The organism is Microbulbifer regidiadema (SeqCode) (assembly GCF_052466995.1).
The window spans coordinates 1,629,028-1,654,204 of the sequence record NZ_CP174297.1; the positions used below are offsets into that span (position 1 = coordinate 1,629,028).

Here is a 25,177-nt window from a genome sequence, read left to right on the forward strand (position 1 = left end):
GTTAACTTATTGAAAGATAAAAAAAAATCAAAAAAGGCATTGACCCAGCGGAGAATATCATTAAGATACGCAGCTCCTGACACGGGGTGGTTAGCTCAGTTGGGAGAGCGACGGCCTTACAAGCCGTAGGTCACAGGTTCGACCCCTGTACCACCCACCACTTCTCTTACTCTTGCCCGGCAAGAGCAACAAAGAGAAACAGGAATGCGGACCGGTAGTTCAGTTGGTTAGAATGCCGGCCTGTCACGCCGGAGGTCGCGGGTTCGAGTCCCGTCCGGTCCGCCATATACAAAAAAGCCCTGCTCGCAAGAGCGGGGCTTTTTTGTATGCGCTCTCCTCAACTCAAAATCATCGCATAACAATTTAGGCACCCTCTACAGGTTAAGCCGCATCCTCCTCACCCCGAAGCCACTCAAGGCGCTCCCACACTAAACCCCTAAACCCTTCCGGAAAACTGCGAAGCAAAAAACAAAGCTGACCCGCCCCCGCAAACGCAAGGCCACCACAGGAAATTCCTGCAATCGTTCTTATCCCGCTCTCAGCTTTTATTTTTCAACCCTCAATTTTCTGCACACCCAAAAAACAGCTGACCGCATTCAGCGCGGGGCCTTATTAACTATTTTTGAACAATTTGCGACCATTTTTTATTCTAAATAATTTTTTGAGAATTTTTTCTCAGGAAATAGTTGACCGCAAAAGAAATATCATTAAGATGCGCAGCTCCTGACGCGGGGTGGTTAGCTCAGTTGGGAGAGCGACGGCCTTACAAGCCGTAGGTCACAGGTTCGACCCCTGTACCACCCACCACTTCTCTTACTCTTGCCAGGCAAGAGCAATAAAGAGAAGCAGGAATGCGGACCGGTAGTTCAGTTGGTTAGAATGCCGGCCTGTCACGCCGGAGGTCGCGGGTTCGAGTCCCGTCCGGTCCGCCATATACAAAAAAGCCCTGCTCGCAAGAGCGGGGCTTTTTTGTATATGCCCTCCTCAACTCAAAATTATCGCGTAACAATTTAGGCGCCCCTACAGGTTGAGCCACACTTTCGCCGCCACCCAAAAGATACCCCCACATCAAACTCCTCCGGAAAGCTGCGAGGTAAAAAACAAAGTTATTTCGGGCTCCAGCAATCACCCCTATTTAACTTTCGACTTTTTTGCAGCCCTCAATTTTCTGCACACCCAAAAAACAACCAACCACACTCAATGCGGGCTCTCACTGATTATTTTTGAACAATTTACGACCATTTTTTTATTCTGAAGAACTTTTGGGAATTTTTTCTCAGAAAACAGTTGACCAGAAAATAAATATCATTAAGATGCGCAGCTCCTGACGCGGGGTGGTTAGCTCAGTTGGGAGAGCGACGGCCTTACAAGCCGTAGGTCACAGGTTCGACCCCTGTACCACCCACCACTTCTCTTACTCTTGCCCGGCAAGAGCAACAAAGAGAAACAGGAATGCGGACCGGTAGTTCAGTTGGTTAGAATGCCGGCCTGTCACGCCGGAGGTCGCGGGTTCGAGTCCCGTCCGGTCCGCCACATACAAAAAAGCCCTGCTCGCAAGAGCGGGGCTTTTTTGTATATGGGAAATATAGCCCTCCGGACACTGGACGTATTGCGGGCCGCTCCCGCGCTACCAATCGACCCACCAATTCACCCGCCAAGAAAAGCAGCAGAAAAATCTGAAAGACTGATGCCAAACTGAATTGCGCAGTATCGGCGCTAAAGCACTGCCCCCCTCCCAAACCCCAACGACTTATCGCTGCCAATTTTTCAGAAAAACTTCCGTAAGTTGTTGACCTAGCTGAAAAAATCATTATTATACGCAGCTCCTGACGCGGGGTGGTTAGCTCAGTTGGGAGAGCGACGGCCTTACAAGCCGTAGGTCACAGGTTCGACCCCTGTACCACCCACCACTCTCTTACTCTTGCCCGGCAAGAGCAACAAAGAGAGGCAGGAATGCGGACCGGTAGTTCAGTTGGTTAGAATGCCGGCCTGTCACGCCGGAGGTCGCGGGTTCGAGTCCCGTCCGGTCCGCCATATACAAAAAAGCCCTGCTCGCAAGAGCGGGGCTTTTTTGTATGCGCCAGGCTAAACTGGGGCCAAGTTCCAGATTGCAATCCAGAGATATCTACCCCTCGACCAAATCCCTCTCCACTTTTTCTTCGCTCTCGTGCAGCAGCCGCACCAGCTCATCCATTTCCGGCATCTCTTTGAACCATTCCGCCTCTCCTGAAATTTCATCCCAGGATGCTCGGGATTCTGTACACAAATGGGCAACCACCCGCCCCTCGATATCCCCCTCAAGCAACCCCGCCGGCACCCAGAAGTGCGTGGTATTGCTCATCAAGTGGGGAACCGTACTACCGCACCCGCCACAAAAATCGGAGCGATATCCAGTTGGAGTTCGGTAAGAGGAAATTTTGTCCAGCCCCCGCACCCAACGAAACTGGTTACGACTAACAAACATGGCACTGTCCGAAGCAGAGCCGCTCAGCTTGCGGCAAAGTGAGCAGTGGCACTGGTAGAGATTCGGTATTGGCTTTTCCAGATGAAACTCAACCGCACCGCACAGGCACTTCCCATTCATACCCTTCTCCCTTTGCAAAAACTGTTATTCATAATCTTCCATGAAATCGCAATAGATTAGCAACAATCTGCCAGCCTAGCCCAAGACTCCTACAAGCAGGGGCCGAAGTAAATGCTATTTGGCGCGTAAATTAACGTCCAGCGTCAAATCTCTACGAAACTGGGGTTCAGCTTGGCTGTGAGAATATGGTCCTCCCAGCGGCCGTTAATCTTCAGATATTTTACCGCCCTACCTTCAACCACAAACCCCAGGGATTCCAGCAGGACTGCCGAGCGGTTATTGCAGGGCATATAATTTGCCATCACCCGATTTAACCTTAAGGCATCGAAAGCATAATCAACAACATGACGGCACAGGTTGCCCATTATTCCCCGCCCTTCATGGGGGCGGTCAACAGCATACCCCATGGTACAAGCCTGAAATGGGCCACGGATGATATTCGTCAAGGAGCACACCCCCAGCAATTGATCACCTCCAGGCTCCAAAGCGGCAAACTTTAGCAGCTCCCTAGAGCCCATCCGCCGCCGCCAAGATTCAGGGCTGTGAAAGCCCGATTCTCGAATAGGCTCCCAGCGCCGCAAATGCGCTTCATTGCGCAAGTAAAAGGCCGATATCGCGGGCACATCGGCAATGCCGAGCAAGCGCACTTCCACTAGTCCATTACCTCATCATTAAAATCTCGAACAAGAATCCACCGACGGGGATTGCTTGCCGATAATTCTCGGGCTATTTTCCTGTAGACGCAGGAGTCTCCGGGGTAGCAAGCCGCTTGAGAAAACCTCTGCCGCAGGCCCGGCCACACTCATACCCCTCCTCTAACAGCTCTATCTCCTGAGTAAAGCGCCGGACTGGGAAATTATCTGGCGGCGCAATAACTGAAACCCGACACCCTTGCGGTGGCCTTTCAATAAATTCCAGCGCCCGGTTATATTTCTTCCCCCGCTCCAGCACCGCCTCAAACAGATGGGCGTGATCGCGAAAGAACGGCTTAATAAATTTTGGCGCGGCCCCCTCTAGCTTCCGATATCCCAGCGGGCGGGAGAGGATAACAGTAATATCTCGCGCTCCCTGCTGGTAAGCTCGAATCACCGGAATGGAGTCCGCCAGGCCCCCATCGGTCATCCGCTCACCATCCACCAGGGGAAACTCTCGATAAACAACAGGAATAGCACAAGAAGCCGGGAAAACCTGATGCATATTTTTCGGGGTCACCTCCAGGTATCGAGCCTCTCCAGTATCAATACTGGTGGTTACCGCATAGAGCGGAACCCCCCTCTCAATATAGCGATCAACATTCAATGGCACATCCTGATACGACGCGTGCCACAGCCAACTGATATCACAAAAATGGCCGCCGCGAAGGTAGCGACGCCAATCTATAAAATCCGCCCTGCGCGCATGGTCCAACAGTATTTGTCGGCTTCTCCCGTGATTCCCCGCCAGATAGCTAATTAAATTTGTGGAGCCCGCCGACACACCGATCGCGAAGTCAAACGGCTGGTAATTCTCCTCCAAAAAAGCATCCAATACGCCTGCGGCAAAAATCCCCCGCATAGCGCCCCCCTCTACGACAAGGGCCGACTGGGTACTCCCGTTAACTCCAATACACTCATCCATACCAACTAACCGTTAAATCCAAATCTAAGGGCCTTTGCCAAGCGGATTCCAATAGCACTATGATTGGGGCATTCAGGTCATCCGTTGAGTTAAACCAAACATGCCAACAATTGCATTTAAAGCGCCGTGGAGCCGCCAGCTTCAAATCATCAGTGCGATTTGCGCACTATTCCTGCTGGGGCTACCCTTCTTTCTTGCATCGAGAGCGCCGGCCTTTCCATCGACCCTGTACAGCATTGCCATAGCGCTCCCACCGGCGATACTGGCCCTCAGCGCCTTCTTTGCCATACGCGGCTATGCGATCAAGAATGGCAACCTCTTAATATTGCGCCCGGGCTGGAAAACGACAATCCCCCTGCAAGGGCTATCAGAGGTAGCCCCCGACCCGGAGGCCATGCAGGGATCAGTGCGCATCTTTGGCAACTCGGGGTTGTTCGGCTATATAGGCCTGTTCCACAACCAGAAGTTAGGGCGCTACCGCGCATTTGCAACCGACCCGCAAAAGGCTGTCGTCTTGCGCCTGACGGCTCAGACCATCGTTATCAGCCCCGACAGCCCCGAGCGGGCAGCTGACATCCTGCGCCAGCACTGCCAACCACAATCCAACCCCCATTAAACCACTGCAGCAGCAGCTATACCCAAACAGACTCTAGAAATCGACAGGAAGTTAAAGCCGATGAGAAAGTTCCCCCTGATAATCGCCGCTCTATTAACCCTACTATCAGCAAGCGCTCACTCCGCCTGTGTGATCTTATTGCACGGGCTGGCCAAGTCAGACAGCTCAATGGAAAAGCTGGCAAAGACTATCGAGGCCGAGGGCTTCAAAACGGTCAATATCGACTACCCCTCGACTAAGCACCCCATTGAGACACTGGCCAATATGGCCATAGCACCCGCTGTCGAGCAGTGCGGTGACAGCGAGGCGGTGAACTTTGTCACTCACTCCATGGGCGGCATTCTCGTGCGGCAATATCTGCACTCCGCCGAAATAAAAAACCTACACCGCGTCGTTATGCTCGGCCCACCCAACAAGGGCAGTGAAGTCGTGGACAAGCTGGGGGCATTTCCGGGGTTTAAATTCGCTTTTGGCGATGCCGGGCTACAGCTAGGTACCGGTGCAATGAGCGTGCCCAACAAGCTCGGCAGGGCAAATTTTGATGTGGGCATTATTGCCGGTACGCGCAGTATGAACCTTATCCTGTCCCGCCTTATTCCGGAGACCGACGATGGCAAAGTCTCTGTAGCCAGCACCAAGCTGGACGGAATGAACGATCACCTACAAGTGCCTGTCACCCATGTATTTATGATGAAAGACAAGAAAGTGATTGCCCAGGTTATTCACTACCTGAAACACGGAGTCTTTCAGCGGGCCGACGATCAGGCGCCCAATTAAAATCTATTATTAAGCTAAAACAAACTGGAATTCGTCTTTATGCAGTGGCAATGGTGCAGTTTTAATGAGCTTACGCTCAACCAACTCTACGAAGTTCTTCGGGTACGACAGGAGGTTTTTACGGTCGAGCAGGATTGTCCCTATCAGGATGCGGATGGAAAAGACCAGCAGTCCTGGCACCTTATCTGCTGGGAGGGTAACGCGCAGGCACCCCAGGTGATGGCCTACCTACGCGTGGTTTTTCCGGGGCTCAAGTACCGGGAGCCCTCTATAGGAAGGGTGCTCACCGCAGAGGCCAGTCGCGGCACCGGCCTTGGCAAAGAGCTTATTCGCCGCGCGATTGAGCACACCTGCAAAGAGTATCCCAGTGCCGCTATTCGCATTTCGGCCCAGCAGCACCTGGAGAAGTTCTACGGAGAGTTTGGATTTGAGCAGGTATCGGCGCCCTACCAGGAAGACGGCATACCCCATATAGAAATGTTGCGCCCACCCTGCAAATAAGGAGGGCACAGGGAGTCCGGCACGGCAAATGCCGGACTCCCCTATTGGACCGGTGGTTTAGTGACTAACTACCGGGCCTGCATTAAGTGATGCCGGTTCGCTGCTGTGCTCACGCGCCCTGCTGTAAATGCACGAGGCCGCAATACCAGCGGCAATCAGCAGCCACACCGCGTTTACGACCAGGGAAGCGCGCACAAAGGAGTCCTCGCCAAACTGCGCCACATGCACCGCAACGGCGGCCACACAGGCGAGAATGGTGGCAATACGCAGAGACATAGACCATTTTGCCACCGTACCGGTAAAGGCCGCCGCCACACTGAGAAGCAAGGTCACCAACCAGAATACCTGTGCGGCATTCAGTTTAAACGCCAGATAAGTCACCGCGCTCAACGCAATGGCAAATGGTATTCCCCATACCTGGGCAGTCCAGACGCGCTCCAGGCGCACGGCGGGATTACCCCGCTGACGCTTGCGCACCAACCAAATATTGATACCGGATACCACCAACAGACACATGCCCACCCCCAGCAGGAAGTAAGCAATTTTTACCGGGAAACCGGAAAAATGACCGAAATGCAAACGGAAGGTGGAGAGATAAACCTGTTTGGCCCCATCGCCCTCGGACCATCCCTCTTTCTCAATCAGGCTGCCATCGGGATTGAAGTGGTAGCGCTCGCCCCAAACCAGGCGCTCGGGAACCTGCGTCCACACCTCAACCACCTGCCCCGCACGCCCCGGGAACGCCACCTCAATACGGGTGCGCTCTTCTTGCGGTGCGATACGATCCATTGCGGCAAGGATTGCCCCATAGTCTGGGTAATCAACCTCAGGGGCGTTTTCCTCCATCACCGGGTGCTCTGCATAGAGCATATGCTCGACCTTCTCCGTATCCCCGCCGAAGAATACGCCGGCAATTGCGAAAGAGGCCACCTGGGACAGGCCGATAAAAGCTCCCGTAATCGCGATTGCCAGATGGAAAGGAGCGGCCCAAACCCCCAGGCGGTTATGCAGATCCACTTGCTGCAAGCGCTTGGAGCCAGAGAGGCGGAAGGAGAAAGCATCCTTGATAATTTTGGGGTGGGCCAACAAGCCTGAAACAATCAGTGCTGACATCACCACACCAATCAGGCCAACCAATATTACTCCATAGCCAACCGGCAGATTGAGTGCAAAATGCAAGTAGGCCAGAAAGTGTGTCCACTCGTGCTCCACTTTACCCTGTAGGGAACCATCTTCTGCGACGTATCGCTCTATATCCCCAACTTCAACCACCAATCTGGGCTTATCCTGATTGGGGATGGTGAAGGTAATTGACTTGAGATCCTCTTTTTCTTGTTTGGCTAACGCAATGGCGTTCTCGGTAGCCGTCTGATACACAGAGGCCTCAACATTGAGGTTTTCCAACTCGGAGGCCTGCTCCCAGCGCTCGAACTCATTGTAAAAAACCGCCAGTGTTCCGCTAACACAGACAATATACAAAAGAGTGGATACCGCTAGGCCGAGAACCGAGTGCCCATCGGTCATATCGCGGACAAAGCCAGGGGTGGGTTTAAAGGAAAATTTCACGCTCAATTCCTACTCAAGTCCGTGTATCTACGCCGCCGAAGCGGGCAGCGCAAAGGCTAACAGTAAGCCGCTGATTGCTGAGAAGCCCAGTAGGGCTGCGGAGGGGCGCCGCAACTTTTTATCGGCACAACACCAAATCATCGCCAAAGTCCAAATTGTCACCGCCAAGAATGCACCACCGACCAAGCGGACAGTTTCAGAGAACCCGGTAAAGCCAAAAAACAGCAAAGCGGCAATCAATGCGCTGGCAGTGGGTAAAAGAAAGGTGGCCAGAAAACGCAAAAAGCCCCGCAACCACAATAGGTGCAGGGCTTGAGATTCGGGAGTCCCCGAGCGCTGTTTTTCAAGGGGTCTCGGACCACTGGGCCAATCACTTTTAAGAGCCAAAAGCCCAAAGACACCCAGCATTACTATCAGCGTGGCAATACTGATTCCATATTCCACCCCAACGATCGAGCTCCAACCACAGGCCGATAGCACCATAGCGCCCCAGCCACTCCAGCGGCGTACAGGTTCTGCCCCTCTGCGGGACCAGGCGGAATAAAGGAGCAAAATACCAGCCAACGCAAAGGCGCTGGAGGCGGCGGCAACCATATAAAAAGACATTGGCATAACCATCACAGCGAGAAACTCGACTCCCGTCGGTTGCTAAAACGTAAAAAAGGGAGCCTGCCCGCAGACTCCCCCTGCGTGCAGACTCCCAGCCTACACTAACTTAGAAAATGTAACGCGCCTCGGCAGTCACGTAACGGCGCTCACCGTAGAAGCAGTCACCACGGCTCAGACAAGCGGTGGTATGAACCTCGTCGGTCAGGTTTTTGGCATTCAACTGGAACTTCCAGCTTTCCAGGGTGTAGCCGATAGACGCATCATACAGAGTGTATGACGGGTTATAGGACGGGAAGGTTCCGGTTGAATCATTAACACCTGTGGAGCTCTCACCTACATAGCGAACACCGATACCAGCACTCAAACCAGGCAGTAGCTTGCTGAAGTCATAGTTCCCCCATACGGAAAACTGCTCTTCAGGGACAGCTTCAATGCTATCTTCAACATTGAGATTATTATAGTTAGCCACCAAACTTAAATCGCCAAGCTGGCCCACAGCCTCTAACTCAAACCCATCAAAGGTAGCTTCACCAACCTGTGCTAGATAACCCACAGTACCAGAGTTCACTAGCAAATTCTTTTGCTTGATCTCGAAAGCGGAGGCTGTAACCAGCAGATTAGTGCCTTCCGGCTGATATTTAATACCAGCTTCAACCTGTTCACCCTCAACCGGCTTGTAAGGGGTTCCGTTTTCGTCAGCGTCATTCACTGGCTCAAAAGACTCAGAATAACTAACGTAAGGTGTAATGCCATTATCGAAAGCATACATTACACCAAAACGCATAGTTGTGGCATCGTCATCAAACGATACACCACCAGACTCGGACTTCGCATTATCTCGACGAATACCAGTGGTAATGATCCAGTTTTGAATAGATATTTGATCCTGGAAATAGAAACCCAGTTGCTCGGTATTTGTTTCGGAGGCATACCAATAATCAGTTAAGCCCTCCAAATCATTCAAACTACTCAGACCTGTAGGTACATAACCGTAAACAGGTTCAAAGATATCAATAGTGCCACCGAGCCCATTTAAGTACAGGCGATCGTTTGTCGTCGTAGCATCCTGGCTATCCAGACCAAAAGAAACTTGGTGCTCGAATGGGCCCGTAGCAAATTCCCCAGACATACGTAGATCGAAGATGAGCAAGTCGCTGGTAGCATCGCTCATATAGATCGTACGTGTCACTTCACTGATATCTGGGTTGAGACGGGTAAGATCAAAGTTGGCCCACATAGAGTTGTAGTCAACCTCCCCTTCGGAATAGCGCAATCCGGCATTTAATGCCCAGCTATCACTAAAGCGGTGATCAACCCAAACACTGTAAGATGTTTGCTCAGTATCGTATTTATCCCAGCCCGGCTCGCTCAAGAAAGTATCGGTAGGAATATCGCCGTTAACATTATCAATCCGGGTGCCGCCCCAGGGTAGAAATGCGGTGGTAGTGCCGGTCTCATCTTTCTGATAAGAGGTCAGGAAAGTGACTTCTGTATTAGCGCTCGGGCGCCAGGAAACTGAAGGCATAAACAGGGTACTGTTGTCATCTACATGATCAACTTGCGCATCTGCATCGCGGTTGTAGCCAACTACTCGGTATAACCACTGCTCGGAGCTATCTATTGCTCCGGTCACATCGCCAGCTACAACCATACGGTCGTAGTCACCAGCCTGAACCATCACTTCACCACCAAACTCGCTTTTGGGGCGCTTAGAGACCAGATTTACAATACCACCTGTAGAGCCCTGTCCATAAAGAACAGAAGATGGGCCTTTCAGAATTTCAACACGCTCGAAAGCATATGCATTGGCACGAGAGCTGGTGTAGCTACCAAAGATAGACTGAAGGCCATCGATAAACATAACCGGGTCTACGCCACGAACTGATGACCAGTCACCACGCGCATCTACACCGTAAGTCCCACCATTAACACCAGCAACATACTGCAATGCGTCCTGTACAGACTTCGCACCAATAGAGTCTAAGAAATCTTTATCCCGCAAGGAGATAGAAAAGGGAGTTTCATCAACCGGAATATCCAGCTTACCAATGGAGGTCTGGCGAGATAAATTCAGCTCACCAGTAACATTCACCTCTTCGATGCGCTCATCTTTTCCGTCCGCAGCAAACGCTGCAGAACCGCCCGCAGCAATAGCCAGCGCCAATAAAGAGCGGCTGATTCCAGAAATTACAGGAGAAGCTTTTTGCATACTTTTTGTTCGAGCGGTACTCATGAGGTCCCTCAATGCCAACTAAATTTGGGTGGATCACAATAGGACTGTGACCCCGGTAACTGGTCGCGAATCCTAATAGGAATCGTTATCATCTACAACATTATTGGAACATTTTTTTACTAAAAGTGTCCTCGCGGCAGTGAATGCCAAAAATAACGGTATAAAAAATGATCTGATAGCAGTTAAGTTGCACGGGTGTGCAATTAACTTCTGACCAATAGATAAAAAAGGGGGGGAGCTAAGATCTCACTTTGAGTGAGCAGAGAGGGCTGGACAGCCGCTCGACAGCGGCCATCCAGCTTGGGATTTTATTTCAGTCAGATTGCGCGTTAGGGGTAGGTATAGCTAGCCTGCACCCCCAGAGGCATTCCCAGCGTCCAGTAGGCCACCAGGAACAGCGACCAACAAATCAGGAATACAACAGAGTAAGGCAACATAATAGAAACCAGGGTACCAATACCTGTTCCCTTCACGTAGCGCTGACAGTAAACCACCACCAAGGGGAAGTAAGGCATCAGCGGGGTAATAATATTGGTGGAGGAATCACCCACCCGGTAAGCCGCCTGAGTAAGGTCTGGTGAGAAGCCGATCTGCATCAACATGGGAACAAATATGGGGGACAACAGCGCCCACTTGGCCGATGCAGAACCCACAAACAAGTTGATAAAGGCCACCAGTACAATAATACCCATCAGAGTAATCGGACCCGGCAATTCCATCGCCGCAAGCAAGCTCCCCCCCTCGACAGAGAGCAGCGTGCCCAAGCCAGAGCGGGCAAACTCCGAGATAAACAGCGCACAGAAAAATGCCATCACGATGTAATAAGCCATGGAGCCCATGGTTTTAGACATCGCATCGATAACATCCTTGCTCTGGCGGAAGGTGCCAGCGGCGTAGCCAAAGACAATCCCGGGGATCACAAACAGCAGGAAAATCAGCGGTACAATCGACTTCATCACCGGCGCAGCAAAGGAGGCCAACTGGCCTTCGGCATCGCGCAGTGCCGAGGTCTCCGGCAGCATCCAGGCCACAAGCCCGACAATACCGGCGAGCATTACCGTCACTGCCAGGTACATCGCTTTTCTCTCGCGGGCGCCCAGTTCCTGCATTACCGGCATATCCGCTTCATCGCCATCAATCTCAACACTCTTGAGACGCGGCTCGATCACTTTATCCGTCAGCCACCAACCCAACAGGGTCACCAGCAGACAGGAGGCCGAGGTGAAGAACCAGTTATTGAGCGGGTTTAACTGCATCTCCGGATTGGCAATCTGCGCAGCGGTCTGCGTAAAGCCCTGCAACAGAGGGTCGATTGCCGAGGGCACAAAGTTAGCAGAGAAGCCGCCGGAAACACCGGCAAATGCCGCCGCGATACCCGCCAATGGGTGGCGACCCGCCGCGTAGAAAATCACTCCGCCGAGAGGGATTACCAACACATAGCCCGCATCCACAGCGGTATGGCTGACAATCGCCACCAGAATCAGCATCGGTGTCAGTAACATCTGCGGGGTTACCGCCAATAGCTTTTTCAGTACCGCATTGATAAAGCCACTCTGCTCCGCCACGCCAACACCTAACATAGCCACCAATACAACGCCCAGAGGCGCAAAACTGGTGAAGGTGGTCACCATACTGGATAGAAAGCGGGCTATCTCACTGCTCGATAGCAGATTGGTTACCTGTATGGCCTCTCCCGTCGCCGGGTGTAAAGCCTCGAAATTAACACCGGCGAGAAGCCAGGAGAGCACCCAGATTCCCACCATCAAGATTAAAAACAGAACTGCGGGATCTGGCAGCTTATTACCGACCACCTCAATAAAATTGAGTGCCCGGTTGAGCCAACCAGTTTTATTCTCGGCACTATTGCCGACATTAGGATTTGCTTGAACATTTTCCATGTTTGCCCCCTACATTTATTATTTTTTCTTCAAGGGAGGCCACGACTCCATGACCTCCCACTTTTTTAGGAATAGTTTTAACCGATCTTGCGGATACCCACCGCATGACGCAACTTCTCGATAAAGGGCGCCGAGTAAGCGCGAGCTTTAAGCGCCCCCTTCTCCAGCTCCGCTTCAATTTCGCCCGGATTGGCCAGTAACTCATTGTAGCGCTCACGGGCCTCGCTAATCTGTCCGTTCACCAGCTCAAACAACTGCTTCTTCGCCTCGCCCCAGGCAATCCCCTCCTCAAAGGCCTTGCGCATCTCCGCAGTCTGCTCTTCTGTCGCAAACGCCTGCCAAACCTGAAATACGGTGGACGTATCTGGATCTTTTGGCTCGCCCGGCTCCAGCAGATTGGTTTTGATTTTGTTGATATGCTTTTTCAGCTTCTTCTCGGGCAGGAACAAGGGGATGGTATTGCCATAACTCTTGCTCATCTTGCGCCCATCCAGACCCTGCAACACCGCTACATGGTCATCGACCACCGCCTCTGGCAGAGAGAAGTGCTCGCCGTAGTGGTGGTTGAAGCGCTGGGCAATATCCCGGGCCATTTCGATATGCTGTACCTGATCTTTACCCACGGGGACTTTGTTGGCATTGAACATCAACATGTCCGCCGCCATCAGAACCGGGTAGCTGTACAGCCCCATAGTGACACCAAAGTCCGAATCCTCACCATCGGCGCGGTTGGCATCGACTGCCGCCTTATAAGCGTGGGCCCGGTTCATCAGGCCCTTGCCTGTCATACAGGTAAGCAGCCAGGTCAGTTCAGGAATTTCAGGAACGTCGGACTGGCGATAGAACACCACATTATCGGTATTCAGTCCCAGGGCCAGCCAAGTTGCAGCGATCTCCAGGGTGGACTGGTGGACCTGCTCAGGGTCCTGGCACTTAATCAGTGCGTGGTAGTCCGCCAGAAAGTAGAAAGATTGGTTGTTTTCATCCTGACTCGCGGCGATCGCCGGACGGATTGCACCCACATAATTCCCCAGGTGTGGGGTACCGGTTGTTGTAATACCGGTTAATACGCGCTGTTTCGTCATAGTTCCTTCGTAGTCTGTACTGTCATCAGGCCATAAAGATCGAATCATACCCCTTTAGCGCCCGGGGGTGTATCAACCAAAGGTACCGACACCCCATAGCTGTACCAACACGCCGACAAACCTAAGCTTCGACGCCCCCCTTGGCGGAAACTTGAAATTGACGCTGATACTCACTGGGTGAAACACCAAATACCCGGCGAAAGTGGTGACGCAAGGTCGCACTATTCTCAAAGCCCGCCACTTGGGCCGCCCTATCGACAGACTCCTTGCCGGACTCCAGCGCCTTCTGCGCCGCCCGCAAGCGCTGCTGAATCAACCACTCCTTGGGAGCTATGCCCATCGATTGGCGAAACTTTCGATCAAAGCTGCGGCGGGACAAATGGGCCTGCTGCGCCAAATCATCGATTTTGATAGGTGCATCTAAATGGCCAATCGCCCAATCCAGCGCAGCGGAGAAATGATCCGGCCGCTTGGTAACCGGCATCTCCACATATTGGGCCTGACCACCCTGCCGGTGGGGCGCCATCACCAACCTCCGCGCTACTGAATTGGCCACTTTATAACCGTGGTTGCGCCGCAGGAACTCAATCCCCAAATCGATAGCGGCGGTACTGCCCGCAGCACAGGCCAGTGAGCCCTCCCAAACATAGAGAACATCCCCCACGTACATCACTGCGGGAAAGCGCTCACGAAAACGCTCCGCAAACAACCAGTGAGTAGTCGCCTGGCGGCCATCAAACAGCCCCAGTTCTGCAGGTAGAAAAGCACCGGAGCAAAAAGTGAGAATCTGACGGCCGGCAGCGGCAAATTCGGCTACACCTCTATATACCCGCTCTAAGTAGCTATCCCGTGGCTGCACAGTGGTCGACCAGCAGGGGATCACCAGCAGATCGTAATCCATCAAGCTCTCTATTTGCCGACAGGACAGAGCTAGACCACCGGTCGCCAAAGGGGGTTCCTCCGCGAAAGTCACAACCTCCCCCGTATAGAGCTCACTGAGTTCCGGGCGGGGCAAGCAGAAAAGTTCCGTAGCGCAGCCGAGCTCGAAGAGAGACACCTGGCGGTGGGCGAGGATAGCCACTTTCTGGCTGTTATAAGGCTTTTGTGCCAACGTCGACATAGGTACCCCTAACCCTCAGCAGTTAATTAAATTAGGTTAACGAATAAATCCAACCCAGCATACCCAGTTGAGCAGTTATTGAAAGCAATGCTGGGAATAAAACCCTCAACCTTTGAAGCATAATTTAATAGGTAAATCACCATCATCCTCAAATAAGTAAAGCCGAATCCCACTAGCCAAAGCCGACCCACAAGTTTGCACGCAGAATTGGCGCAAAATTAATGCTATCTGGCTCAGAGGTAGATCGCCCGGAAGCAGCCAAAAAGGGACACTATCGCCACTTGGAAACCTGACGAACACCGAGAAATCACCGGGAGTAATATATGAGTTCAGCCGTAAGTAGAGTACCCGCTGCCAACAGCCAAGATGCGCTAAACCACTTCCAAAACCTCCTATCTTTTGAAACAGACTGCTGGGATGTACACCACGCAATCAGCCAAAATCGCAAGGATTTCGTACTTTTAGATGTGCGAGGTGAAGAGGCTTATAAAAATGGACATATACAAACAGCCGAATCCTTACCATACAGCCGTATCAATAAAGACAGGCTGAGCGAATACCCTTCAGATACTTTATTTGTCATCTATTGTGCAGGCCCACACTGTAATGCAACAGAAAAAGCAGCTATCAGGCTGGCAACGCTTAACAGGCCGGTCAAGAAAATGATCGGCGGCATCACCGGATGGCTAGATGAAGGATTCACCCTCATCCAAGAAACAGCCAAATCAATTTAATTCCTATTGTTAGCCTCTTACAGGATGACATAGCTTGGCATAAGGCTGTGCCAAGCTATCAAACGTCGACTCAAAGAAATACTGATTAAATGGTACTGATATGTTTGTTCGCCACGCCCACCCCACCGACTGTTTTTATCTCTACAATATGATGCGCTGCTTAGCCAGGCATAATAATTCAACTGACTCTTTCCATATTACCCAAATTGAATTGCAAAATAGGTTGTTTCAGAGGAAAGAGCATCAAGTGCTGGTTGTGGAACAAGACCACAACCTTGAGGGGTATATCAGCTTTAATATTATTCCAGAAAGTGGAAGCTCGGCGGCCTGGGCCATTATCAGTGAGCTATATATCGGGGATTGTGATACAAACCGAAAAGAAGAGATTACCCAAGCCCTATTGAGTGCAATTGCGAAAGAAGCTCGGAAATATCACTGCATCGAGATAAGGTGGAAGGTATCTTCAAAGGGGCATAAATAAAAACGGGCTTTTTAGCAAGGATTGCAAGTTCAACTTGTAATACAAAAGGAAACGGAGAAGTAACTACTCACCCCCTACCGATTTAAATACGGCCCGAAAGCGCCATCTGAATTGCAATCAAAGGGTTGTGGCCTTTGTTAGCCATAGTTTGTAAATAGCTCGAAATGCGACAATAGGCCTGTGCATAGTGTGCCGCTCGAAAACAACCAGATACTTTTTGCTTAACCTTTGACATGCGCAGGTCCCTTTCCGCACGATTGTTGGTAAAGGAGACGTGACTCTCTCTGGCAAATAATAAAACCGCCATTTCGTAATTTTTCAAGCGTTCCCATAGATTATGCGCATCGGTCTTCGCCATTTTGCCGCGCTGGCCTTTGGGTTTAGCTGGAATCTCGGGTAATTCCTGCTCACCTCTAGCAATGATTTCCCGATACTGCTGTTGCAGAACAACGTATTCCTTTTTGATCAGTTTTTTGCGTTTTCTCACCGAAACTGTTTTGCAGGTGGCTTGCAGTAAGCGTTTCATATCATTCGCCCACTCATACCCATTGGCATCAACGATAAAGGTCAATTCACGCAACAAATGCGAGCCACACAGGCCATGCCCACAGTGGATATAAGACAAATACGAGGCCCAGCAGTCATGAATAATGACGCCCCCATAGCGTGGTATGATATCAATGTGTTCAATTGCTTCCTTACCGCGACTTCGGTGTAAAAACTTGAGGGTAATATCGCCGGAGGCATACACATGAATCCAATGATTCTTTTGCTCGACCCTCAGGGAGGTTTCATCTACGTTAAGCGAGGGATTTTGCAATAATTCCTCAAGAGCTGATTGCTCCCAGTCCGCCAGGGCTTCATGTAGTCGCAGGACAAATTTCAACAGAGTAGCTTCTGAGATCACTTGCCCGATCATGGCTTTAACCGCCTTCTGCACCCGATTTAAGGCGATCATTTGACAGACCAACAGGTTGATCGCGTAGGCTAGGCCATTGCCGTATTGCAATGGTCCCGCCATATCGGCAGGGAACTCGCCTTTCACGGTATGGGTGCAAATGGGGCAGGCTTTTACTTCGGCATCGACATGCTCGACTACTTTTTCAAACTGAATATCAATACGAGTGCGTCGTTCATGACTTAAGCACGGGACGCTTGTTAGGTCTTCGCTGCAGTCACTGCAGTAGCGGACTTCGCTGATGGAGATAGTTTCTGTGATGCGATGGTTGTCAGCAGCCTGAACGGCTTCTGTTTTCCCTTTCCCCTTACTGCCTTTATGGGGCAATGCGGATTCATCTTTGTCCGTTTGGGAGGATGGCTTGATGGAGTTTTTATTCGTCTTGGCCGTTTTTTTCTCCAGAAAAATGGCGAGTATCAACTCTAGCAGAGTAAACACGCTTTGCAGCAGCAGACGACTTTCCTGGCTTAACAACTTCTCGGTACACTGGCGCTGGAACTCGGCTTTTAGGCGATCCATTTCCTCGCGCACAGAAGTTTTGTTAATGTTGGCCATAACCGAAAAGTGAACCCGTTATCTCGAAGGTGTAGGATATCACAAATTTTGGCATATCTCAGATCGTTGCAGATAACAATAAAGCGAGTTTGCTTAGAGCACTTGTCTCAGCTTTTCTGTTTCTTTGCTTTAAAAAATCTGATAGTTTTTTTGATGAGGCGGCAGTTAGGGGTGAGTAGTTACGAATAAAGTTCTCAATCACATAGCTAGCTGCAGGGGAGAACAGAAGAGAGTAAAATTTACCGACAATCTAAATAAATCAGCAGTTTTATACACGTTCCACGCTCCTTTGTTAAAGGCAGGAAGAGCGCAAATCTGCTGTAAGGACAAATGGGGAGTAAGGTGTGAAGTTACCAAGCAACAATCAACAAATTGTTTCTTCACGTTAGTGATGCTACCGGGCTATTTTTAGGTTAAAACCAATCGCAAAGGAAATTCCTGTGATGACCGATTAAACTTCGACTCAACAGCGCACCCGTGCGGCAGTCTCAGGTGAGCAGACTAAAGATCCACACCCATTTGTTGACGGTGATAATTTAAATATGCCGAAAGAGCTATCTGTTCAGCTAAATCACTAATTAGAGCTAGCGGACTGGAGAGGACAGCATTTAGATCCAAGAAAATGAGGTTGTATTGTCGAAAATACACTTCCTACCCTAGAACGGCTCGGTATCTCACCCCAGTAATGACGCTTGCCAACGCTTTCTTTCTGCTACCCGCTGCTAACCAAGCCCTGCCAAGCCCTGCCAAGCCGTAGGATTGCTTTGTTTTATCCAAAAACACAGTTTTCCAAAGCCTGAACGAAAATCCACAATATTTCACGTCCATTACTTATTAATCAGAGATAAAACCTACCAAAACTAACGCTTATCGTGTAAATGACACGTCTCTCCAATCATGGATGTCCAGTATCATGAGATTTCGGCTCCATGAACTTCGGTATTGCCATAGTTTCTTGGCCTTTACTCCAGTAAAGCAGCGGATTACCCTTCCACTTAGCACCAATAAATCACCATTGCGCAATCCTGATCTATTTGACTATGATAATGAAATTTTTTTACGTCAAATTGGTATCTATCTTAAATAAGATGCACCGACTGCCCAGCATCGGCGCACCAATTCACATCTAAACTTTTCTCCTCAACTTTCAGCACCTAGCTTTTTACTCAAACCCTAACACTAGCAATTTACGGAATAGAAAATGAGTCACTATTTATTCAACCACCTTAAAATTTGACGAATAAAAAAGTGCAAGCCTATGTTAAAAAGCATCCCTACCAAACCCAATAAAACTATCGCCCCCCCCTCACCTCGAAACAAAAAAAAATAAGCAATAAGGGTAATTAAAAGGGAAAAACCCGTAATAAATGGAGAACTTCCCTTCAAACTTGGGTCATTAAAAATATTAAACAACTTACTTCGCATGGTTGTGAATAATTGTGTGCTCAATGTTCATTGGTTTATATCCGGTGTCAGTATTTGACCTGCAGATGTCATAGCTATCTATAATAATATCTCCCTTATGATAAACTGGAGATTGAAAGGCATCATTAATCCCAAGTGCATATCCAGCAAAAGCCCCACCAGTACCTATTTTCTTATTAGATAGAACATTGGCGCCCTTTGGCCCTAGTGCACGACCACCAAGTGCCAAATTAAGTGCTGTTTCTGTAGCTTTAATGACTGCAGCTAATGCAGTAAGTCGATCAGCCTCACTGACACTATTAACAGTCCACACATTTTCATGATAGGTGCACGACTTTTCACAGCTTTCAGGGGGTGAAAGCAAAACACTATCTGTAGGGTCAGCCATCACTGGATCCTTAGGGTAGAGACTAGCATCGAGCCCGAAAATATCCATATACATAATTGGGCTCTGATATACATACCCAAAAGTATTTATCCCACCTTCCAACCCAATCGGATCACTCTGCAAATACCGCCCACTACCCGCATCATAATCACGGAAGTAATTGTAATAATGCCCTGCTTCGGCACCCTTTATCTGCCCAGGGAATCGAAGATTGACTAATATCTGGTTAGTATCACCATCCGGATCAGCATTAGGCTCAGACCTACCAAAGGCATCACTATCCCAGCGCCAGACAATCGTTTCACTTTGATTAGTAGCAATACGCGGAGTATTTAGGTGATCGGTATGCAGGTAGGTCAATGTCCTAGCCTGTACTTCACCTTCACTATAGCTAATCTCAAACTGCGCCACCGGCATATTGTCGAGATAGATATAATCGATCTGACTCTGGATTTCACTGCCATCAGCAGCAATATTACTCTCCGCCAGATATTGGCCACTCAAGTCATAGTGCAACAGATTGTCTTCTGTTTTATCTGTGCGCACTCGCTGGCCAAGGACGTTGTAATAATAGGTGCCCTTTAGGATGCTGTCTTCGCTATAGGTTTTAAGGCGGTTGGCATGATTGTAGGTATACTGCTTGGCACCATCACCCGTATTGATGGTGTTGCCCACCTCATCGGTCACCCAGGCCTCATCACCTTTGCTGGTCAGGCGGTTGGAGCTGGCTTCATAGCTGTAAATAGTACTACTCTCAATGTCATCAGTGCTGATAGCATCCTGCTGAGTACGATTGCCCACCGAATCGTAGTGATAGCTGTTTTCGCCCTCGACATAGCCTTCATCCGTAAGCCGATTTAATTTATCGTAGATAAATCCCCGGTCCTTGGCGTTATCCAGGTTATCCGCAATACCGGTGATATTATTGGCAAAGTCATAGGTGTAAAACTCAGAGCGGATATTACCGATCCCCGAGGCGCTCACAGTTTCCAGGCGGCCATCCAGATCGTAACCGTAACTCTGGCTGATGCCATTGCCGTAATCCATAGAACTAATACCGCCAAAGGGCTGGTATTGGATATTGCTGACGATAGTGCGCGCACTGGCTTCCGCATTAGTCTGAGAGCTTATCGCTGAGATACGCCCCAGAGCATCGCGACTATAGCTAACAATACGACCAGAGGGATAAGTAATACTGCTAATACGACCAAGGTCATCGTAGCTATATTGAGTGCTAAAGCTCCAGCTATCGATAGTATCATCCTGCTGGATAATACGGCCCAAGTCATCATACATTAAAGCCGTAGAGCCCGCATCATTGCTGTAGCCCGTAAGTTGGCCAACCCCTTTGTTATCCTCCTCTATACTGTCATAACTGAACAGTGCATCCTCACTGTTATTACCGGGATAGCTGATCGCAGTAAGGCGATTCAGCGCGTCATAGCTATAGTTGGCAACAATTCCACGGGCATCGGTGCGAACTTTTAAATTGCCCGCTTCATCATAATCGTAAGTAGTAATCCCCGTATCCGGGCTGGTGAGCTTGATCAGGTTACCGGCGAAGTCGTATTCATAGCTAGTAATATTGCCGCGCTGGTCGGTTACAGACGTAATACGATCGGCACTATCGTAGGTATATTGGATATCATTGCCATCAGCATCGGTCACCGTTTCAACGCGGCCCAAAGCATCCCGCGCCTCGCCGGTGCTATTTAAATTACCGTCCGTAGTGGAAACCCGCTTGCCATTTTTATCGTAGGCAATAGAAGTGTTCTGGCCGTTATTACCATCGACATCAATCAAGCGGCTCAGCTCGTCGTAACTGCGACTAACAGAGCGTACCAGGGTTGTACCATCCGCAGCAAAAACTTTTTCTTCTTTAATATTACCGGCGGCATCCAAGGTATATTCAACCCGCTCCCCCAAGGAGTTTTCGGTAGCCGTCAAACGGCGTGCAGCGTCGTACTCGAAAGTAACACTGGAACCGTCCGGGTAGGTAATATTCGTCACCTGACCTACCGCATCATAGGTATAGGTGGTCAGTAAATCACCGGATGCAGCTTTTACCGTAGTGGTTTCCAACCAACCCCGCGCGGTATAGGTAAAGTGTGTTTGCACCCCATTGGAATTCTCAGCCTTAAGCGGACGACCCGCCCCATCATACTCAAGAATAGATTCCAAATGCCCCAACGCATTGGTCGTGGTGGTTAGACGGTTATTGCTATCGTAAGTATAGGTTGTGATATCAGAGACATCCGTACGCGGGCCATCCGCCGTCTCCATCTTACCCGCTTCATTATAGGTATAGGACCAGTTCTGCTCAGTAATCGCCGCCTGGGTGCCATGAGCCACCAACAAGCTAAGCGCCCCCGCAAGAATAGACTTGCTAAAATACATATCAAATCCTTCGAATTTTTGTTCGTTCACTTTACTTAAATTTGTTCACTTTTATTAAGAATCTTCTACCGGCACGACTTTTTTATCTAGCAATCGTCCCTCTGAATCATAATTGTATTCAGTAATACTCTCAGCTGTTATCACCTTTTTAGGCAAATTAAGAGTTTCGTGCCACTCAGTGATGATTAGTCTGGCTTCAGGAGTACCAGAAGCCTCTGTACGAGTTAGCTCTCGACCTAGATCATCTCGGGTATAAGTCGTTTTATTACCCTTCCAGTCGGTCTCACTAGAGGAAAAGCCATTACTATCGTAAGTATAAGCCTTATTAGCAGCCGCACAGTTCTCAGAGGGAGCCCCCTCTATAGCAGAAATCAGCCGTCGGTTATTAAAAGTTACAAAACTATACTCTGTAGTCTTCATAAGCCTATTTTCTACAGTAGTTTTATTAGATTCATAAGAAAACTTATCCTCGCCAAACATATCACCAGAACTAACTACACGACCAAATCCATCATATTTATAGGTTGAAATTCGTTCACCATTATCAGCTATCCCGGTAAGTGGACTCTTATCAAAGTTACCTGTAAAACTAGAGAAGTCCTCAGAAAACTCCAACTCATCTTCGTCATCCTCGATAAAAAATATATTGCCAGGATATTCCGCCCCAACAACATAGGTCCCACCCTGAAGAGCAACCCCTCCATTAGTTAACATTTCTAGCGGATTAGGTGAATATCCTTCCTCATGCAAGTAGTTTCTCCAATTTCCCTCTAAATCACTGCGCTTGACTAATCGATCCCCATCATATTCATAACGAAAAAGAATCTCATTATTAAGCGATAATGACTGAACAAAACCAGAATCATTATATTGAAACTGAACATTTGAGCCAGAGCTACCAGATATTTCGACAAGCAAACCAGGAAATTCTGAGTCAGCAGCACCGTAGATAAGACTAAAACTCCCACCTCTATTATTTACAACTTGCAGCAGACTCCCCTCACTTGAAAAACGGTACGACTCAGTTTTGTCTGTTCGCTCCAACAAATACCCGTCATCATCGGAAAGAAATGAATAATCATGATCGCTTACCGATTTCCAACCCACCCCCTCCGACTCAAAAAGAATACTTTTTTCACCGGAAATATTCACAAAAACAAAATCAGTATCAGATCCATAATAATCCGACTCAAACTTAAGGTGCGACTCAAAAACAGACAAAGCCCAACCCACTCCAAAAATCCCAAGCGAGTCATACTGATTTTTTGACCGATAGACCCTTTCAACTCCAATATCAAACTCCGAAGATAAATAGTCCACTTCCCTTTGCAACTTTACACCGGAGCCAATATAAACAGGATTTCCTACAGGGCAAGAATCCTCCCACAAAGGGCGAGCAATATAGCAACTCCCATCTTTATAGAACGCACCTTCCCCTGGACACACCACATTCGTGCCAACCCAATTCTGATAAAAAGTATCAGGATAGTCGTAAATCACCTCACCCGTCTCAAAACGAATATACTTAAGATAAAAAAAGCACCCCCAACCATACCCCTCTTTTTCTCCAAACTGAGGATCATCATATCGATACCCAACCCCACTCACCCCAGGCTTAGGTGCCGCTTCAGCACACGCTTCGTTCGGATCCGTATAATAAGTTGATGCGTCCCTATATGTATTAAATACATAGGAGGGGGAGCCTACATTTTCATAAATTACGCTTTCAGGAATAGCTGAATTCACTTCACACGCAATCAACACAATAACACCCCCGACAAGGGAGCACCTTAAAAAATACATTTCTTATCTTTCCCTATTCAACAAGAGTAGCACCAGTGACATCCCCACTCGAATCATCCGTTACCTCTATATTACCCGCCTCATTATAGGCATAAGAGCTATTCTGCTCAGCAATCGCAACCTGGGAGCCATGGGCCACCAACATGCTAAACGCTCCCACATAAATAGAACCAACCAAAACACATACCAACCCTTCGGTTTTTCCGCTAAACCAATTTATTCAGCTTAGTAAACTATTTATTCAGAATCCTATATAGGAGTAATTTTTTTTGAAAGCAGCCGACCCTCGGAATTATAATTGTATTCAGTAATACTCTCAGCTGTTGTCACCTTTCTAGGTAGATTGTAGGTCTCATGCCACTCGGTAGTGATTAGCTTGGCCTCAGAGGTGCCAGCCGCTTCGGTACGGGTTAATTCTCGCCCCAAAGAGTCGCGAGTATAAGTAGTAATATTTCCCTCCCAATCTGTCTTACTACTAATAAAAGCATCCTCACCATAAGTTCTAGATTTTGAAGACGCAGCACAATTATCCGACTGAACACCTTCGATATAAGTGACCCGATTTATTCCGCCAACATTCTCTAAATAGTAAGTGGTTTTTTTACCTAGCGCATTGGTCGTTGTCACCTGATTAGCAATACTATAGTCAAAGGAGGTTTTATCCGTACCTTCAGAGTGGAGGGAATAAATAGTACGTCCGAGATCATCATACTCCCACTCTGCATAAACTACACCATTGATAGATCGAGACGTCAAGAATGTATTTCTTGTCTCGTCATATTCATACTCCTCATAGTCACCATTCATCCAGGTAACTTTAGAAAGCATTCCATCATTATTGTATTCGTAGTCTACAGATTCAACACCAGACGAAACAGAAGTGATACGCTTATAGGTGCTATAGTTGGCATCTTGCAATTCCTCAAAAAACACCTCTACCACCTGACCATCAGATGTTATGACAATACTATCCTCTCCATGACTATAATACACATCAGATCCACCCACTTCTTTTGTTGCAATTAGGCTACCGTCAGAATTAAAAACTTTGATCAACCTACCGTAAGTAAATTCAATATTTCCATCTACCACATCTATTTGATGGCAACGATTTAATGATGTGGACCAACAATCATTATTATTTAAAAAAATAGATTCATGGCCATTTTCATAGTGGCGATATGCCTCCTCATTCCCAACCGTCATTGACTCGAGAGTTTCAAGCGGGGAAAAACTCCATGCAGCACGACCATCACTTTGAAAATACCCTCTGGTAAAGGTGATACCAAGATTAGACAAATCCCGAAACTGTTGAACCTTTGCTCCTGTTGTTATATTAACCGGATTACCTTCTGTATCACTAGGGCAAACATCATCACTTTCGCAGACCCCTGTTGTAGAGTTGTACTCAGAACCATTACTGCAATCGGACCATTTAGAAACCGAAGAATGCCACCCGTAAGAATAAGTCGCACTCACATGATTCGTATACTTACATTTAGCCGAGCTCCCAGTATCATTTAACTCAACCCCCACAAATGTACTGTAAAAATCATCAAAGGCCCGATTATAAGATTCCATATGCAGTATACATGCCTCTGCGGCACTGCTGGGAAATATTCTTGTTGGCGAGTTGTAGACCCCGGCCGGGTCATGTGGGTGCCCAGCCCAGTTCCACTCAATTTCCGCCACTCCTCTCTGTGCAGAAATAGATAAAGATATCAATAAAGTGCAAGCTAACAACTTAAAAAGTTTAAAATTCATCCAACTCCCAAATATACAAACCTTCATTATTGACACCTCACTCTCAGTACAAATTATTACTTTCAC

General features: G+C 48.9%; 19 protein-coding genes and 8 tRNA genes. 13 read left to right on the plus strand and 14 right to left on the minus strand.

Annotated elements, in window-relative coordinates; genetic code table 11:
• Window positions 1-84: 84 nt before the first annotated feature.
• The 8 genes from ACJJIK_RS06895 (at window position 85) to ACJJIK_RS06930 (ending at window position 2,034) form a co-directional block, all read left to right on the plus strand.
• Window positions 85-160 (plus strand) — tRNA-Val (locus ACJJIK_RS06895).
• Between the two features lie 48 nt (window positions 161-208).
• Window positions 209-285: transfer RNA gene (locus ACJJIK_RS06900), tRNA-Asp, on the plus strand.
• 446 nt (window positions 286-731) lie between these two features.
• A tRNA-Val gene (locus tag ACJJIK_RS06905) sits at window positions 732-807 on the plus strand.
• 48 nt (window positions 808-855) lie between these two features.
• Window positions 856-932, plus strand: a tRNA-Asp gene (locus ACJJIK_RS06910).
• A 400-nt stretch (window positions 933-1,332) separates the two neighbouring features.
• Window positions 1,333-1,408, plus strand: a tRNA-Val gene (locus tag ACJJIK_RS06915).
• A gap of 48 nt (window positions 1,409-1,456) precedes the next feature.
• Window positions 1,457-1,533, plus strand: a tRNA-Asp gene (locus tag ACJJIK_RS06920).
• A gap of 301 nt (window positions 1,534-1,834) precedes the next feature.
• Window positions 1,835-1,910, plus strand: a tRNA-Val gene (locus ACJJIK_RS06925).
• A 47-nt stretch (window positions 1,911-1,957) separates the two neighbouring features.
• A tRNA-Asp gene (locus tag ACJJIK_RS06930) sits at window positions 1,958-2,034 on the plus strand.
• A gap of 91 nt (window positions 2,035-2,125) precedes the next feature.
• Here the strand turns inward: ACJJIK_RS06930 and ACJJIK_RS06935 are convergent.
• The 3 genes from ACJJIK_RS06935 to ACJJIK_RS06945 all read right to left on the minus strand — a co-directional run bounded on the left by ACJJIK_RS06935 (window position 2,126) and on the right by ACJJIK_RS06945 (window position 4,201).
• On the minus strand, window positions 2,126-2,584 hold the full coding sequence (locus tag ACJJIK_RS06935) for a GFA family protein (protein ID WP_444930519.1): 459 nt from the start codon (window positions 2,582-2,584) through the stop codon (window positions 2,126-2,128).
• A 143-nt stretch (window positions 2,585-2,727) separates the two neighbouring features.
• Entirely contained in the window at window positions 2,728-3,237 is a 510-nt protein-coding gene (locus ACJJIK_RS06940; RefSeq protein ID WP_444944572.1) for a GNAT family N-acetyltransferase, read from the minus strand.
• Window positions 3,238-3,310: 73 nt separating this feature from the next.
• Window positions 3,311-4,201 carry a patatin-like phospholipase family protein gene (locus tag ACJJIK_RS06945; RefSeq protein WP_444930517.1) on the minus strand — a complete coding sequence of 297 codons (891 nt, stop codon included), beginning with the start codon at window positions 4,199-4,201 and terminating at the stop codon, window positions 3,311-3,313.
• A 100-nt stretch (window positions 4,202-4,301) separates the two neighbouring features.
• Between ACJJIK_RS06945 and ACJJIK_RS06950 the strand changes: the two genes are divergently transcribed.
• The 3 genes from ACJJIK_RS06950 to ACJJIK_RS06960 are packed head-to-tail and all read left to right on the plus strand — an operon-like array spanning window position 4,302 to window position 6,095.
• Window positions 4,302-4,817: a PH domain-containing protein gene (locus ACJJIK_RS06950; RefSeq protein ID WP_444944573.1), complete on the plus strand. Its 516-nt coding sequence runs from the start codon at window positions 4,302-4,304 to the stop codon at window positions 4,815-4,817.
• Window positions 4,818-4,877: 60 nt separating this feature from the next.
• On the plus strand, window positions 4,878-5,594 hold the full coding sequence (locus ACJJIK_RS06955) for an esterase/lipase family protein (protein WP_444944574.1): 717 nt from the start codon (window positions 4,878-4,880) through the stop codon (window positions 5,592-5,594).
• Window positions 5,595-5,633: 39 nt separating this feature from the next.
• A complete protein-coding gene (locus tag ACJJIK_RS06960; RefSeq protein ID WP_444944575.1) occupies window positions 5,634-6,095 on the plus strand; it encodes a GNAT family N-acetyltransferase in 462 nt (153 codons plus the stop codon).
• A 57-nt stretch (window positions 6,096-6,152) separates the two neighbouring features.
• Here ACJJIK_RS06960 and ACJJIK_RS06965 read toward each other — a convergent pair whose 3' ends face one another.
• The 6 genes from ACJJIK_RS06965 to ACJJIK_RS06990 all read right to left on the minus strand — a co-directional run bounded on the left by ACJJIK_RS06965 (window position 6,153) and on the right by ACJJIK_RS06990 (window position 14,606).
• Window positions 6,153-7,661, minus strand: a complete 1,509-nt coding sequence (locus tag ACJJIK_RS06965; protein ID WP_444944576.1) for a PepSY-associated TM helix domain-containing protein — start codon at window positions 7,659-7,661, stop codon at window positions 6,153-6,155.
• A gap of 27 nt (window positions 7,662-7,688) precedes the next feature.
• A complete protein-coding gene (locus ACJJIK_RS06970; RefSeq protein ID WP_444930512.1) occupies window positions 7,689-8,267 on the minus strand; it encodes a hypothetical protein in 579 nt (192 codons plus the stop codon).
• A gap of 109 nt (window positions 8,268-8,376) precedes the next feature.
• Window positions 8,377-10,479, minus strand: coding sequence for a TonB-dependent siderophore receptor (locus ACJJIK_RS06975; RefSeq protein ID WP_444944577.1), 2,103 nt, complete (start codon window positions 10,477-10,479; stop codon window positions 8,377-8,379).
• A 353-nt stretch (window positions 10,480-10,832) separates the two neighbouring features.
• Window positions 10,833-12,401 (minus strand): AbgT family transporter, encoded by a 1,569-nt coding sequence (locus tag ACJJIK_RS06980; RefSeq protein ID WP_444930510.1) that lies wholly within the window; start codon window positions 12,399-12,401, stop codon window positions 10,833-10,835.
• Window positions 12,402-12,478: 77 nt separating this feature from the next.
• The gene (locus tag ACJJIK_RS06985; RefSeq protein ID WP_444930509.1) at window positions 12,479-13,486 is read right to left on the minus strand and encodes a tryptophan--tRNA ligase; all 1,008 of its coding nucleotides are present in this window, start codon (window positions 13,484-13,486) and stop codon (window positions 12,479-12,481) included.
• A gap of 121 nt (window positions 13,487-13,607) precedes the next feature.
• Window positions 13,608-14,606, minus strand: coding sequence for a helix-turn-helix domain-containing protein (locus ACJJIK_RS06990; RefSeq protein WP_444944578.1), 999 nt, complete (start codon window positions 14,604-14,606; stop codon window positions 13,608-13,610).
• A 323-nt stretch (window positions 14,607-14,929) separates the two neighbouring features.
• On the opposite strand from ACJJIK_RS06990, the gene ACJJIK_RS06995 reads away from it, so the two are divergent.
• Both ACJJIK_RS06995 and ACJJIK_RS07000 read left to right on the plus strand, forming a co-directional pair.
• Window positions 14,930-15,340 (plus strand): rhodanese-like domain-containing protein, encoded by a 411-nt coding sequence (locus ACJJIK_RS06995; RefSeq protein ID WP_444944579.1) that lies wholly within the window; start codon window positions 14,930-14,932, stop codon window positions 15,338-15,340.
• 100 nt (window positions 15,341-15,440) lie between these two features.
• On the plus strand, window positions 15,441-15,821 hold the full coding sequence (locus ACJJIK_RS07000; RefSeq protein WP_444944580.1) for a hypothetical protein: 381 nt from the start codon (window positions 15,441-15,443) through the stop codon (window positions 15,819-15,821).
• A gap of 82 nt (window positions 15,822-15,903) precedes the next feature.
• On the opposite strand, the gene tnpC is transcribed toward ACJJIK_RS07000, so the two are convergent.
• From tnpC to ACJJIK_RS07025, 5 genes are all read right to left on the minus strand, one after another.
• Window positions 15,904-17,334 carry an IS66 family transposase gene (tnpC, locus tag ACJJIK_RS07005; RefSeq protein ID WP_444944581.1) on the minus strand — a complete coding sequence of 477 codons (1,431 nt, stop codon included), beginning with the start codon at window positions 17,332-17,334 and terminating at the stop codon, window positions 15,904-15,906.
• Between the two features lie 1,414 nt (window positions 17,335-18,748).
• Window positions 18,749-21,544 carry an RHS repeat-associated core domain-containing protein gene (locus ACJJIK_RS07010; RefSeq protein ID WP_444944582.1) on the minus strand — a complete coding sequence of 932 codons (2,796 nt, stop codon included), beginning with the start codon at window positions 21,542-21,544 and terminating at the stop codon, window positions 18,749-18,751.
• Between the two features lie 54 nt (window positions 21,545-21,598).
• Window positions 21,599-23,308 carry a DUF6531 domain-containing protein gene (locus ACJJIK_RS07015; RefSeq protein WP_444944583.1) on the minus strand — a complete coding sequence of 570 codons (1,710 nt, stop codon included), beginning with the start codon at window positions 23,306-23,308 and terminating at the stop codon, window positions 21,599-21,601.
• A 52-nt stretch (window positions 23,309-23,360) separates the two neighbouring features.
• Window positions 23,361-23,492 carry a hypothetical protein gene (locus ACJJIK_RS07020; RefSeq protein WP_444944584.1) on the minus strand — a complete coding sequence of 44 codons (132 nt, stop codon included), beginning with the start codon at window positions 23,490-23,492 and terminating at the stop codon, window positions 23,361-23,363.
• Between the two features lie 104 nt (window positions 23,493-23,596).
• Complete coding sequence (locus tag ACJJIK_RS07025) at window positions 23,597-25,111, minus strand: hypothetical protein (protein ID WP_444944585.1); 1,515 nt, start codon at window positions 25,109-25,111, stop codon at window positions 23,597-23,599.
• Window positions 25,112-25,177 lie beyond the last annotated feature (66 nt).